The organism is Delftia sp. 11MD (assembly GCF_050907895.1).
Classification (GTDB): Bacteria; Pseudomonadota; Gammaproteobacteria; order Burkholderiales; family Burkholderiaceae_C; genus Comamonas; species Comamonas tsuruhatensis.
The window spans coordinates 4,297,561-4,310,314 of sequence record NZ_CP194333.1 but is presented as its reverse complement, the minus strand read 5'-3'; the positions used below and the strand labels follow the sequence as shown (position 1 = coordinate 4,310,314).

Annotated in this window: 11 protein-coding genes; 10 read left to right on the top strand and 1 reads right to left on the bottom strand. The window is 68.7% G+C overall.

Annotated features, from left to right (window positions below; all coding sequences use genetic code 11):
* Nucleotides 1–42 precede the first annotated feature (42 nt).
* The 7 genes from ACRSCF_RS19610 (at nt 43) to ACRSCF_RS19580 (ending at nt 8,713) form a co-directional block, all read left to right on the top strand.
* Nucleotides 43–1,413, top strand: a complete 1,371-nt coding sequence (locus ACRSCF_RS19610) for a spinster family MFS transporter (RefSeq protein ID WP_016453086.1) — start codon at nt 43–45, stop codon at nt 1,411–1,413.
* On the top strand, nt 1,410–3,200 hold the full coding sequence (locus ACRSCF_RS19605) for an acyl-CoA dehydrogenase (RefSeq protein WP_016445186.1): 1,791 nt from the start codon (nt 1,410–1,412) through the stop codon (nt 3,198–3,200). Before ACRSCF_RS19610 ends, ACRSCF_RS19605 begins: the two co-directional genes overlap by 4 nt.
* Nucleotides 3,201–3,309: 109 nt before the next feature.
* The gene (locus ACRSCF_RS19600; protein WP_016445187.1) at nt 3,310–3,774 is read left to right on the top strand and encodes a MarR family winged helix-turn-helix transcriptional regulator; all 465 of its coding nucleotides are present in this window, start codon (nt 3,310–3,312) and stop codon (nt 3,772–3,774) included.
* Between the two features lie 61 nt (nt 3,775–3,835).
* Nucleotides 3,836–4,681 carry a prolipoprotein diacylglyceryl transferase gene (gene lgt, locus ACRSCF_RS19595; RefSeq protein WP_223275185.1) on the top strand — a complete coding sequence of 282 codons (846 nt, stop codon included), beginning with the start codon at nt 3,836–3,838 and terminating at the stop codon, nt 4,679–4,681.
* 209 nt (nt 4,682–4,890) lie between these two features.
* Nucleotides 4,891–6,336, top strand: a complete 1,446-nt coding sequence (locus ACRSCF_RS19590) for a malonyl-CoA decarboxylase (RefSeq protein WP_016445189.1) — start codon at nt 4,891–4,893, stop codon at nt 6,334–6,336.
* 96 nt (nt 6,337–6,432) lie between these two features.
* Nucleotides 6,433–7,431, top strand: coding sequence for a Bug family tripartite tricarboxylate transporter substrate binding protein (locus ACRSCF_RS19585; RefSeq protein ID WP_244386380.1), 999 nt, complete (start codon nt 6,433–6,435; stop codon nt 7,429–7,431).
* Between the two features lie 127 nt (nt 7,432–7,558).
* Nucleotides 7,559–8,713 (top strand): esterase-like activity of phytase family protein, encoded by a 1,155-nt coding sequence (locus ACRSCF_RS19580; RefSeq protein ID WP_244386378.1) that lies wholly within the window; start codon nt 7,559–7,561, stop codon nt 8,711–8,713.
* Nucleotides 8,714–8,725: 12 nt separating this feature from the next.
* Here ACRSCF_RS19580 and ACRSCF_RS19575 read toward each other — a convergent pair whose 3' ends face one another.
* Entirely contained in the window at nt 8,726–9,442 is a 717-nt protein-coding gene (locus ACRSCF_RS19575; protein WP_034363052.1) for a GntR family transcriptional regulator, read from the bottom strand.
* Between the two features lie 39 nt (nt 9,443–9,481).
* Here ACRSCF_RS19575 and ACRSCF_RS19570 point away from each other — a divergent pair, with 39 nt between their 5' ends.
* The 3 genes from ACRSCF_RS19570 (at nt 9,482) to ACRSCF_RS19560 (ending at nt 12,734) form a co-directional block, all read left to right on the top strand.
* On the top strand, nt 9,482–10,231 hold the full coding sequence (locus ACRSCF_RS19570) for an enoyl-CoA hydratase/isomerase family protein (protein ID WP_017405751.1): 750 nt from the start codon (nt 9,482–9,484) through the stop codon (nt 10,229–10,231).
* 182 nt (nt 10,232–10,413) lie between these two features.
* Entirely contained in the window at nt 10,414–11,382 is a 969-nt protein-coding gene (locus ACRSCF_RS19565; RefSeq protein ID WP_016453082.1) for a Bug family tripartite tricarboxylate transporter substrate binding protein, read from the top strand.
* A 164-nt stretch (nt 11,383–11,546) separates the two neighbouring features.
* Nucleotides 11,547–12,734, top strand: coding sequence for a CaiB/BaiF CoA transferase family protein (locus ACRSCF_RS19560; RefSeq protein WP_034363055.1), 1,188 nt, complete (start codon nt 11,547–11,549; stop codon nt 12,732–12,734).
* Nucleotides 12,735–12,754: the final 20 nt, after the last annotated feature.

Here is a 12,754-nt window from a genome sequence, read left to right as displayed (position 1 = left end):
GCTTTCTTTTTTCCGCTTTCCCTTCCTCCACAGGAGGTCTCCATGAGCCTGCCTTACCCGCCGGGCCGCGTGTCCACGCCCGCGCCGGCCGAGTCGAACGGACTCGGCTATGCCTACTACGTCACCATCATCCTGCTGCTGGCCTACACCCTGTCCTTCGTGGACCGCCAGATCCTGGGCCTGCTGGTGCAGCCCATCAAGAAGGATCTGCAGCTGTCGGACTGGGTCTTCAGCATCGTCCACGGCTTTGCCTTCGCCATCTTCTACACCTTCGTCGGCATCTTCCTGGGGCGCCTGGCCGACCGCTGGAACCGCCGCAACCTCATCGTCATCGGCATGGCGATCTGGGTGGTGGCCACGGCGGCGGGCGGCTATGTCACGGGCTTCGTCTCGCTGTTCGTGGCGCGCATGTTCGTGGGCGTGGGCGAGGCGGCACTGTCGCCGGCGGCCTATTCCATGCTGGCCGACTATTTCCCGCCCGAGCGCCGCGCACGCGCCATGAGCATCTACACCTCGGGCGTGTACATCGGCTCGGCCACGGCCTTCATCGTGGGCGGCCTGGTCATCCAGGCCACCAGCCAGGCCGGCGAGGTGGTGTTCCCGCTGCTGGGCAGCTTCAAGCCCTGGCAGGCGGCCTTCATCTTCGTGGCCCTGCCCGGCATTCCGCTGGTGGCGCTGATGTACACCGTGCGCGAGCCGGTGCGCCGGGGCCTGCAGGCCCGGGCCGCATCCGCCAAAGTGGCCGCGCCCGCGGGACCGGCGCCCGACCTGTCCCATGTGTTGCGCAACAAGCGCGCCTTCCTGCCGCTGCTGCTGGCGCCGGGCATCACGGCCATGATCACCTTCGGCGTCACGGCCTGGCTGCCGGCCACCTTCATCCGCCAGTGGGGCTGGACGCCCGGCGAGATCGGCCCGGCCTACGGCGTCATCATCCTGACCTTCGGCATTGGCGGCATGCTGCTCAGCGGCTTCCTGGCCGACTACCTCACGGCGCGCGGCAAGCAGGTGGGGTCGATCGTCATCTCGCTGGTGGCCACCGGCGTGCTCGTCATCACCGGCCTGGTGCTGGCCTTTGCGCCCACGCCCACGGTGGCCCTGGTGGCCGTGGCGGCCACCACCTTCTTTCTGGGCATGCCGGTGGCGCTGGCCCCGCCCATCCTGCAGGCGGTCACGCCCAACCAGCTGCGCGGCCAGGTGACTTCCATCTACCTGCTGCTGATCAACCTGATCGGGCTGGGCCTCGGTCCCTTCCTCGTGGCCTTTTTCACGGACTTCGTCTTCCATGACGAAAAGCTCGTGGGCCTGTCGCTGGGCCTGGTGTCCGCACTGGCCGCGCTGCTGTCCGTGCTGTGCCTGGCCAGCGCCATCGGTCCCTACCGCCGCCTGGTCGCGGCCACGGAGGGCCGGGCATGAGCGCGCAGGCATCACATTGCTCGCACTACCAGCCGCCGCTGCAGGACATCCGCTTCGTCCAGCAGCACTGGCTGGGCGCCGAGGGCGACTGGCGCCGCATGCCGGCCCATGAAGCCCTGGACCAGGAGACGGCCGACATGGTGGTCGAGGCGGCCGGGCGCTTTTGCGCCGACGTGCTGGCCCCGCTCAACGGCCCGGCCGACCTGCAGGGCTGCCGCTTGCAAGAGGGCAGGGTGCGCACGCCCGACGGCTTTCCCGCCGCCTATGCAGCCTTCGTGGAGGCAGGCTGGCCCGCACTGGCCTGCGCCCCCGACGCTGGCGGCCAGGGCCTGCCCCAGCTGCTGGACGCCGCGCTGCACGAAATGCTGGCCTCGGCCAACCATGGCTGGACCATGTATCCGGGCATCCTGCACGGCGCCTATGCCTGCCTGCACGCGCATGGCGACGAGCACCTGCGCGCCACCTACCTGCCACACATCGTCAGCGGCCGCTGGCTGGCCACCATGTGCCTGACCGAGCCCCAGGCCGGCTCCGACCTGGGCCTGCTGCGCAGCCAGGCCAGGCCCCGCGGCGATGGCAGCTACAGCCTGGACGGCAGCAAGATCTTCATCTCGGGCGGCGACCAGGATATGAGCGAGAACATCGTCCACCTGGTGCTGGCGCGCCTGCCCGATGCGCCTGAGGGAACGCGCGGCCTGTCGCTGTTCCTGGCGCCGCGCGGCATTCCCCGGGACGACGGCAGCTTTCTGCCCAACGCCATCCACTGCGACGGCATCGAAAAGAAGATGGGCATCAAGGGCAGCGCCACCTGCGCCATGCGCTTCGAGGGCGCGCAGGCCTGGCTGGTGGGCCAGCCCCACCAGGGCCTGGCTGCCATGTTCGTGATGATGAACTCGGCCCGCCTGCACGTGGGCCTGCAGGGCCTGGGCCATGCCGAGATGGCCTGGCAGCTGGCGCGCGCCTATGCGGCCGAGCGACGCCAGATGCGCGCCCAGCCCCGGCCTGCCGATGCGCAGGGCCCCGCCGACCCCATCGCCCTGCAGCCGGCCGTGCAGCGCATGCTGGCCGACCTGCGCGTCTGGACCGAAGGCATGCGCGCCATTGCAGGCTGGGTGGCGCACCAGCTGGACCTGGCCGAACAGGCGCCGGATGCCGAGGAGCGCGCCCAGGCCCATGCGCTGGCCTCGCTGCTCACGCCCGTGGTCAAGTCCTTTTTCACCGAGCGGGGCTTTGCGCTGGCCAGCGAGGCGCTGCAGGTCTTCGGCGGCTACGGCTATGTGCACGAGTACCGTATCGAGCAGACGCTGCGCGATGCCCGCATCGCCATGATCTACGAAGGCACGAACCAGATCCAGGCGCTGGACCTGCTGCAGCGCAAGGTGGCCTCCAGCGGCGGTGCCGCGCTGGCGCCGCTGCTGAAGGTGCTGCGTGAAGAGGCCGATGCCTGCGACGCCGCGGGCATGGAGACCGGCTTTGCAGGCGCGCTGCGCAGCTGGGCCGAGCGCATGCAAGCGCTGACGGGCGAGCTGTGTACCGGCGCTGCCGGCGACAGGCAATTGCTGGCGCGTTGTGCCGAGGACTACTTGCGACTGGTCGGCACGCTGTGCATGGCCTTTGCCTGGGCACGCGCGGCGCGCGTCAGCCTGCCGCTGGCCGATCCGGCGCTGCGCCGCTCCAAGGCGGACAGCGCGGCCTGGTTCCTTGCGCATGGCCTGCTGGATGCGGAGCACTGGCTGCGCCGCACCGAGGCCGCTGCCCGTACGCCGCTGCCAGCCGCCGTGGCTTGAGCGGGCTGCCGGGGCTTTTATGATGGAACGCCGCACCGGCCCTGCAGAACCGCAGGCGCCGGTGCGGCCTTGCTTCGTTGCGCCTTCTTCCTCTTCCGGATCCGTGTCCATGGACAGCTCCTTCGAACCCGCCGTCGACCAGTCGCGCCTGCAGCGCTTTCTGGGCTACCGCCTCACGCGCGCGGAAATCCACATCCACAAGCTGTTTGCGCGGCGCGTGGCCGAACTGGACCTCAAGCCCAGCGAGTTCTCCATCCTGGTGCTCATCCACGCCAACCCGGGCATCTACCTGCGCCAGCTGGGCGAGGCGCTGGACATCTCGCCCTCCAACCTGGTGCCCGTGGTCGAGCGCCTGGTGCAGCGCGGCCTCATCGGGCGCCAGCCCGATCCGCGCGACCGCCGGCTGCAGCAGCTGCACCTGACGGACGACGGCAGCGCACTGCAGGCGCGGGCCGAAGGCGTGGTGGTGCAGCTGGAAGACGAACTGGAGCAATTGCTCACCGCCACCGAGCAGCGCCATCTGCTGTCTGCCCTGGACAAGCTCACGGCCATCCAGGAAGGCCCGCAAGGCTGAGCGGGCGGGACGCCATCTTTCCAACCCCTGGCCGGCGCCGGCCATGCGGCGCTGCGGCACAATGCCGACCATGCTGATGTACCCGCAGATCGATCCCGTGGCCCTGCAGATCGGGCCCCTCGCCGTGCACTGGTACGGCCTGACCTATCTGGCCGCCTTCGGCCTCTTCCTCTGGCTGGGCACGCGCAGGCTGCGCCACCCGCCCTTCGTGCGCATGCAGGGCGACCGCGCCTGGACGCGCAAGGACGTGGAAGACATTCTTTTCCTGGGCGTGCTCGGCGTGGTCGTCGGCGGGCGGCTCGGCTACTGCCTGTTCTACAAGCCCGGCTACTACCTCAGCCATCCGCTGGAAATCTTCTACGTCTGGCAGGGCGGCATGAGCTTTCATGGCGGGCTGATCGGTGTCATCGGCTCCATGGTCTGGTTCGCGCGCTCGCGCGCACGCTCGTGGCTGGAGGTGGCCGACTTCGTCGCGCCCTGCGTGCCCACGGGCCTGGCGGCGGGCCGTGTCGGCAACTTCATCAATGGCGAACTGTGGGGCCGCTTTGCCAGCCCCGAGCTGCCCTGGGCCATGGTCTTCCCGCAAAGCGGCTCCATGCTGCCGCGCCATCCTTCGCAGGTCTACCAGTTCCTGCTCGAGGGCCTGCTGCTGTTCGTGCTGCTGTGGCTGTATGCACGCAAGGAGCACAAGCCGGGCCAGGTGGCGGCGGTCTTCCTGACCGGCTATGGTGCCTTCCGCTTCATTGCCGAGTACTTCCGCGAGCCTGACGACTTCCTGGGCCTGCTGTCGCTGGGAATGAGCATGGGCCAGTGGCTGTGCGTGCCCATGGTGATCGGCGGCATTGCCATGTGGCTGTGGGCGGCGGGGCGTCCGGCCTATCCGGCCCATGCGGGCAAGCCGGCCTGAACCTGGCTGGACACAATGCGAAGCGGGCCCTGGGCCCGCTTTCTTTTTGGCGTGGCGCGCGCGTGCTGGGGATTGCCCGAAGACAAGAACGCGACATCGGCGTACACGCGCTGGCGTACAGACTCCCATAATGTGAGCAGCAAGGGATTGTCATTGGCCCGTTGGCGGCATGACAGTCCCGTGACCGCTTGATATGGAGGAGTGTCTGAATGGGTCTGGCTACCGACTGGATTGCCCGCAATGTGTCCCGCTTTCGCAGCACCGAGGCCGCTGCGCCTGCAAAAAAGGCCGAAGGCGATGCAGCCAAGGCTCCCGCGCCGCGCGGCACGGCCCAGCGCCTGCAGGCCACCCTGCGCCGAGGCCAGGAAGTGCTGTCCCCGCGCGAGCTGCGCAAGCTCATGGAAGACCTGCAGGCTGCCGCCGACGCAGCGCTCAGCGATGTCGAGGGTGGCCGCCACGCGCAGCAGCTGATGGACTGGTATGCCCAGGCCGAGCTGCCGGCGCGCCAGGATTTCTGGGCGCTGATCGTCGAGCAGTTCGGCCCCGACACCGACGCCTTGATGACCGCACGCAAGCGCTATGACACGGCCACCAGCGACGCCGAGCGCGGCCATGCCGAGATGGATCTGCGCCGCGCGCTGATGTCGCCGCGCACGCGGCTGCTGCAGCGGTTTGCCCAGCCCCAGGGCGGCATGGGCTTTCTGGTGGACCTGCGTGCCGAACTGCTGGCACTGCCCAAGGCGGAGCAGCAGCGCTTTTCCGCGCTGGATGCCGAGCTGGAGCATCTGTTTTCCACCTGGTTCGACGTGGCCCTGCTGGAGCTGCGCCGCCTGAGCTGGGACTCGCCGGCCTCGCTGATCGAAAAGCTCATCCAGTACGAGGCCGTGCACGACATCCGCAGCTGGGCCGATCTCAAGAACCGCCTGGACAGCGACCGCCGCTGCTACGGCTTCTTTCACCCCCGCATGCCCACCGTGCCGCTGATCTTCGTGGAGGTGGCGCTGGTGGACAAGATGTCCGACAGCATTGCCCCACTGCTGGACGAGACCGCCGCAGCCTCCGACCTGGGCCGCGCCACCACGGCCATCTTCTACTCCATCAGCAACACCCAGACCGGCCTGCGTGGCGTGAGCTTCGGCGACTCGCTGATCAAGCATGTGGTGGAGACGCTGACGGGCGAATTCCCCCGGCTGCGCCATTTCGCCACGCTGTCGCCCATTCCGGGCCTGCGCGCCTGGATCGCCAAGCACGGCGACGCCATCCTGGAGAAGATGGACGAGCGCCAGCGCAAGGCCTTCGAGCTCAAGGCCGGCGGCATGGGCGCCGAGCACCTGCTGGCGGCGCTGGATGCGCCGCAGGATCTCAAGCCCGACGCGCCCGTGCGCCGCGCCCTGCTGTTCTGCGCTGCCCACTATCTGGGGCGCGAGACGGCCAAGGGCCGGCCGCTGGACCCGGTGGCGCGCTTTCACCTGGGCAACGGCGCGCGCGTGGAGCGGCTCAACTGGGCGGCCGACCTGTCGGCCAAGGGACTCAAGCAGTCGCTGGGCCTGATGGTCAACTATCTCTACGACCTCAAGCGCCTGGACAAGCATCGCGGCCTGCTGGCGCAGGGCCGCATACCGGTGTCCTCGGACATCGAAGCCCTGTGCAAATGAAAAGGGGCGCGGCGCAGGCCGTGCCCCTTTTCTTGCACAGGGATTGCTGCGCCTGACAACGAAGACAGCCTCAAAGAGGCGACAAGGAGACAAGTCATGCAAGCTTCCCACCCCACGGGGCGGCGCGCGGTGTTGCGCGCGGCCGGGGCCTCGATGGCCGCGCTGGCCCTGCCCATGGCAGCCCGCGCCGCGACGGACTGGCCGTCCAAACCCGTGAACCTGGTCGTGCCGTTTCCGGCCGGCGGGGGCACCGATGCCTTTGCCCGCCCGTTCTCGGCCCAGTTCGCCAAGAGCGCGGGCAAGACCCTGGTGATCGACAACCGTGGCGGCGCAGGCGGCACCCTGGGCGCCAGCTACGCGGCCAAGCTGGCGCCGGACGGCTACAACTTCTTCATGGGCGGCACCCACCATGTGATTGCGCCGTCCATGTACCCCCGCCTGGACTATGACCTGGAGCGCGACTTCGTCGCGCTGGCCCTGCTGGCCAGCGTGCCCCAGGTGCTGGTGGTCAACCCGCGCAACGTGCCGGGCAAGACCGTGCAGGATCTGCTGGCCGACCTGCGCAAGCAGCCGGGCAAGCTCAACTACGCATCGGCGGGCGCGGGCACATCGCACCATCTGGCCGGAGAGCTGTTCAAGCTGCAGACCAACACCTTCATCACCCACATTCCCTATCGAGGCGCAGGCCCGGCGCTGCAGGACCTGATAGCCGGCAATGTGGACATGATGTTCGACGGCCTGGGCTCCTCGGCCCAGCACATCAAGAGCGGACGCATCCGTGCGCTGATGGTCTCGGGCGACAAGCGCAACCCCGCCTTCCCGGACGTGCCCTGCGCGGCCGAGTCCGGCCTGCCCGACTACACGGTCACCACCTGGTACGGCCTGTGGGCGCCCAAGGGCACGCCGCAGGCGGTGCAGGCCCAGGTCATCGACCAGGTGCAGCGCATAGGCTCGGCCGAAGAGATCAAGTCCATCTGGGCGCGCAACGGCGCCGACTACGGCGGCATGAACCAGCAGCAGTTCGCGGCCATGGTGCATGGCGAGATCGCGCGCTGGGCCCAGGTGGTCAAGGCCTCGGGCGCCAAGCTGGAGTAGCGGACGAGGGGCCGGTCAGGGCGGGGGCAGGGCAGGGACAGGGCGGCGGCATGCGCGTGCATGTCACCACCCTGTCACGGGCCTTGGCTACGGTCCATCCCTTCTGAGATCCATCCTGGGAGGGAATATGAACAAGGCAGACAAGGTCCGCTCGCCCGCATCCATGCTGCTCGCGCTGGTCCTGGCTTTCGGCACGGCCACGGGCCTGGCAGGCTGCGGCGGCAGCGACGACGGCCCCGAGACCATCGGCTCGCTGCGGCTGATCGGCGACTACAGCATCAAGACCAAGACACTGTTCGACGGCGTGGAGTTCGGCGGCATCTCCGGCCTGGACCGCGCGCCCGATGGCAGCTACTGGGCCATCTCCGATGAGCGCGGCGGCGAGCGCGGCACGCCGCGCTTCTACAACCTGGGCATTCAGTTCGATGACAAGGCCATCCAGGCCGTGACCATCCGCAAGATGGTCACGCTCAAGGGCCGCGACGGCCAGCCCCTGCCCGGCACGCGCCGCACCGTGGACCCCGAAGGCATCCGCGTGGCGCCCAACGGCAACCTCTACGTGTCCAGCGAGGGCAACTTCAGCACCGACCCCGCCAGCCTGTTCCAGCCCTTCGTGCGCGAGATCAGGGTGGACGGCAGCTTCGTGCGCGACTTCGAGACGCCTGCGGCCTTCAACTACGTGGACAACACCACCAGCGGAGGGCGCAACAACAAGCTGTTCGAGGCCCTGGCCGTCACGCCCGACGGCAGCGTGTTCACGGCCAACGAGGATGCGCTGGTGGAAGACGGCCCCCTCACCACGCTGGCGGCGGGCAGCGTGGTCCGCGTCCTCAAGCTCGATCCGGCCACGGGCAAGTCCGGCGCGCAGTACGTCTACCAGCTGCCGAAGATTCCGCTGGACAAGGCCGCCAGCGGCAGCTTTCCGCCGGACAACGGCCTGCCCGAGCTGCTGGCGGTCTCCAACCACGAGTTCATCGCCATCGAGCGCGCCTTTGCCGACGGCGTAGGCAACACCATCCGCCTGACGCGCGCCACCATCGAGCCGGACACCACCGATGTGCGCAGCTTCAAGAGCCTGGTGGGCGCCAGCTACAAGCCCATGAAGCGCGAGCTGCTGCTGGAGATGCCCGTGACCTACCAGGGCGTTAAGCTGGACAACATCGAAGGCATCTCCTGGGGCCCGCGCCTGGCCAACGGCAACCGCACCCTGGTGCTGGTGGCCGACAACAACTTCGCGGACAACCAGGTCACGCAGTTCCTGGCCTTCGAAGTGCGGCCCTGAGCCCTCTTCGGGCTATCTCGGCTTGCGCGGGCGTTCATAGCCTGCGCTTGCGGGCGCGCCCAGCACCATGTCGGTGAAGGCGCTGCCGCCTGCGCAGATGTGCTGGCGCATGGCCTCGGCGGCCACCTCCGCCTGGCCCGCGCAGATCGCAGACACCACGGCCACGTGCTCCTGCTGCGAGCGCGCCAGCCGGCCCGGCTTCTCGAACATCCGGCCCCGGTAGGGCGTGATGCGCAGCCGCAGCAGCCGGGTCTGTTCCACGATGAAGTCGTTGCCGCTGGCCTCGTATATCAGTTCGTGCAACTGCATGTTGGCCTGCACATAGCCTTGGGCATCCTGCGCCTGGGCGCAGGCGGCGGTGTGCGCCAGCGCCACCTGCAGCCGCTCGCGCAGCTGCGCATGGATGCGCGTGGCGGCCAGCCGGGCCAGCACGCCTTCCAGCTCGGCCAGGCCTTCCATCATGGCCACCAGCTCGCGCGCATCCAGGCGCCGCACATAGATGCCCGAGCGCGGAACGATCTCCACCAGCCCCTTGGCCACCAGCAGCAGCAGCGCCTCGCGCACGGGCGTGCGCGAGGCGCCGAAGCGCTCGCACAGGGCCGGCTCGTCGATGGCATCGCCGGGCTGCATGGCGCCTGAGCGCAGCTCGTCTTCCAGCGATTGCCGTATACGCTCCTGCAGGCTGGACGTGGCCGGGGTTTTCTCCAATGGCTGCTTGGCTGGAAGCATTTTCTAATTCAAATATATCTGATTGCCTGACTGATACATATGACACCCAGACTCGACATCCAGGATCACCTGGCCACCATCACGCTGCAGCGCCCCGAAGCGGCCAACAAGCTGGCCCCCGAAGACCTGGGCACGCTGGTCGCGCATGTGGAGCTTATCAACCGCCGCGACGATGTGCGCGTGGTGGTGCTGCGCAGCGAGGGCAAGTACTTTTGCAGTGGCTATGATATATCAGAGATCCAAGGCAGCCAGACCGAGGGCAGCAGCTTCGGCGAGATGGTGGACGCCATCGAGCAATGCCGCGCCGTGACCGTGGCCGCCATCCACGGCGGCGTCTACGGCGGTGCCACCGACATGGCCCTGGCCTGCGACTTTCGCGTGGGCAGCACGGCGGCCGAAATGTTCATGCCGGCCGCGCGCCTGGGCCTGCATTTCTACGCGGGCGGGCTGGAGCGCTATGTCTCGCGCCTGGGCCTGGACACGGCCAAGCGGCTGTTCCTGACCTGCGAGCGCATCCAGGCCCCGGAGATGAAGGCCTGCGGATTCCTCACCCATCTGGCCGAACCCGCCGCCTTCGACGCGGCCGTGGCCCAGCTCACCGGCACGCTGGCCGCCATGGCGCCCATCCCTTTGTTCGGCATGAAAAAGCACCTGAACCTGATCGCGCGCGGCCGCCATGACGTGGCCGAGATCACGCGCGAGGTGCAGCGCAGCATCGCCTCCGAAGACCTGCAGGAGGGCGGCCGGGCCTGGCGCGAGAAACGCAGCCCGGAGTTCAAGGGGCGCTGAACCGCATCCTCCCGCATACACGCAGATTGCCCGTGGTGCTGCCTACCGCCCACAGCCCACGGAACCGGCGCGGCCCAACCCGGGGACACCGAGGAAGGACCGCTCCCGCACCGAGGGTGTCGTCCCCCTTTGGGGGAAGGCGCGCAGCGACTCAGGGGGTATCAATAAAGAGGAGACAAGCCATGTTCAAGCGTTTTGCACTGTCGTTGCTGCTGGCCGGATTGGCCGGTGGCGCGATGGCCCAGTCCTATCCCGCCCGGCCCGTCACGCTGGTCGTGGGATTTCCGCCCGGCGGCGGTGCCGACGCGGTGGCGCGCATCGTGGCCGACAAGGTCGGCAAGATCCTGGGCCAGCCCCTGCTGGTGGACAACCGCCCGGGCGCCGGCACCACGCTGGCGTCCGAGCATGTGGCGCGTGCAGCGCCCGACGGCTACACGCTGCTGCTGGGCAGCGCCAACATCTATGGCTCGGACCAGCTGCTCTACAAGAGCGCTCGCTATGAGGGCGCGCGCAATTTCACGGGCATCACGCGCTGGAGTTCGGCCCCCATGCTGCTGGCCGTGCGCAAGGATTTTCCGGGCCAGAGCGTGGGCGATCTGGTGGCGCTGGCGCGCAGCCAGCCCGACAAGCTCAGCTATTCCTCCTCGGGCGCAGGCGTGATCACGCACCTGGCCACGCTGTCGTTCGCGGGCGCCAGCGGCGGCCTGCGCATGCTGCATGTGCCGTTCAAGGGCGGGGCGCCATCGATACAGGCCGTGGCCGCTGGCGATGTGGACCTGACCTTCGGCACGCCGCCCTCGGTGCTGCCGCTGGCCCAGGCGGGCAAGCTGCGCATGCTGGCCGTGAGCACGGCCGAACGCTCGCCGCTGTTCCCCGATCTGCCGGGCATGAAGGAGTCCGGCGTGCCGGGCTTTGACTACACGTTCTGGTTCGGCCTGTTCGCCCCGGCGGGTCTGCCCGAGGACGTGGCGAAGAAGCTGTTCGATGCCAGCACCAAGGCGCTGGAAGACCCCGATGTGAAGGCCAGGCTGGCCAAGCAGGGCAATCTGGCCGCGCCCTCGGCATCCCTAGAGGAATTCCGTGCCTGGGCCCTCAAGGAAGGGCAGGAGTCCAAGGCCCTGACCCAGCGTTCCGGCGCCGGGCTGCAGTGAGACCCCCCCTGAGGCGCCACGCGCCTTCCCCCTCTCGCTTCGCGGGGGCGACGACACCCTCGGTGCGGGGGGCGGCCCTTCCTCGGTGTCCTGGACTTGGGCCCCGCCGGTCCCATGGGTTGTGGGTGTCGCGTCAAGCAATAGATAACGATATGGAAATCCCTATGAATGAACAAGCCACGGGCCTGCCGCTGCAAGGCCTTACTGTCATCGACCTCACGCGCGTGCTGGCCGGCCCCATGTGCACGCAGATGCTGGCCGACCTGGGCGCGCGCGTGATCAAGGTGGAGCAGCCCGGCACGGGCGACGATGCGCGCGGCATCGGGCCGTTCGTGGACGGGGGCTCGGCCTATTTCCTCTCGGTCAATCGCAACAAGGAGTCGATTGCGCTGGACCTCAAGCAGCCCCAGGATCGCGAGGTCTTCGAGCGCCTGCTGCAAGGCGCCGATGTGCTGGTCGAGAACTTTCGCCCCGGCACCATGGACAAGCTCGGCTATGGCTGGGAGACCCTGCATGCACGCCATCCCCGGCTGGTGATGACCTCGGTCTCTGGCTTTGGCCAGACGGGTCCCTACAGCGGCTTTCCCGCCTACGACATGGTGGTGCAGGCCATGAGCGGCATGATGAGCGTGACCGGCCACCCGGACGTCGGGCCCTGCCGCGTGGGCGTGTCCATCGGCGACCTGGGCGCGGGCCTGTACGCGGTCATCGGCACACAGGCGGCCTTGATGCGCCGCTCGCGCACGGGGCAGGGCGAGCGCGTCGATGTCTCCATGCTCGACTGCCAGGTGGCCTTGCTGGAGAACCCCGTGGCCCGCCTGGGCGCGCTGGGCAGCGTGCCGGGGCCAATCGGCACGCGGCATCCCTCCATGGCGCCCTTCGATGTGTTCGCGGCGCAGGACGGCTGGTTCGTCATCGCCGTGGGCAGCGATGCGCTGTTTCGCAAGCTCTGCGGCCTGCTGCAATTGCCCGAACTGGCCGAGGACGCGCGCTTTGCCGGCAATGCCCTGCGCTGCGAGCACCAGGCCGAGCTCAAGGCCGCGCTGCAGGCGCGCCTGCGGGACAGTCCCAGGGCGCATTGGCTGGGGTTGCTCACTGATAATGGCATCCCGGCGGGGGAGTACAACAGCGTGGCCGACATCGTCGAGCACCCCCAGGTGCGCGAGCGCGGCATGCTGGCCCAGGTGCAGACCCCCAGCGGCCAGACGCTGCGCGTGGCGGGCAATCCCTTGCAGGCCTCGCTCGGCCAGCCCCTGGTGCGCAGGCAGCCGCCCGCGCTGGACGCGGACCGCGAGCGCATCCTGCGCGAGCTGTCCGTGGCGCCGCCTTCGCCAATCCATGAACGTGCCTGAGATTTCCCGGTCCCCAGCGG

Coding starts and splice junctions, on each gene's coding strand:
- ACRSCF_RS19610 (WP_016453086.1), top strand. CDS start 43: ATGAGCCTGCCTTACCCGCCGGGCCGCGTGTCCACGCCCGCGCCGGCC.
- ACRSCF_RS19605 (WP_016445186.1), top strand. CDS start 1,410: ATGAGCGCGCAGGCATCACATTGCTCGCACTACCAGCCGCCGCTGCAG.
- ACRSCF_RS19600 (WP_016445187.1), top strand. CDS start 3,310: ATGGACAGCTCCTTCGAACCCGCCGTCGACCAGTCGCGCCTGCAGCGC.
- lgt (WP_223275185.1), top strand. CDS start 3,836: ATGCCGACCATGCTGATGTACCCGCAGATCGATCCCGTGGCCCTGCAG.
- ACRSCF_RS19590 (WP_016445189.1), top strand. CDS start 4,891: ATGGGTCTGGCTACCGACTGGATTGCCCGCAATGTGTCCCGCTTTCGC.
- ACRSCF_RS19585 (WP_244386380.1), top strand. CDS start 6,433: ATGCAAGCTTCCCACCCCACGGGGCGGCGCGCGGTGTTGCGCGCGGCC.
- ACRSCF_RS19580 (WP_244386378.1), top strand. CDS start 7,559: ATGAACAAGGCAGACAAGGTCCGCTCGCCCGCATCCATGCTGCTCGCG.
- ACRSCF_RS19575 (WP_034363052.1), bottom strand. CDS start 9,442: ATGCTTCCAGCCAAGCAGCCATTGGAGAAAACCCCGGCCACGTCCAGC.
- ACRSCF_RS19570 (WP_017405751.1), top strand. CDS start 9,482: ATGACACCCAGACTCGACATCCAGGATCACCTGGCCACCATCACGCTG.
- ACRSCF_RS19565 (WP_016453082.1), top strand. CDS start 10,414: ATGTTCAAGCGTTTTGCACTGTCGTTGCTGCTGGCCGGATTGGCCGGT.
- ACRSCF_RS19560 (WP_034363055.1), top strand. CDS start 11,547: ATGAATGAACAAGCCACGGGCCTGCCGCTGCAAGGCCTTACTGTCATC.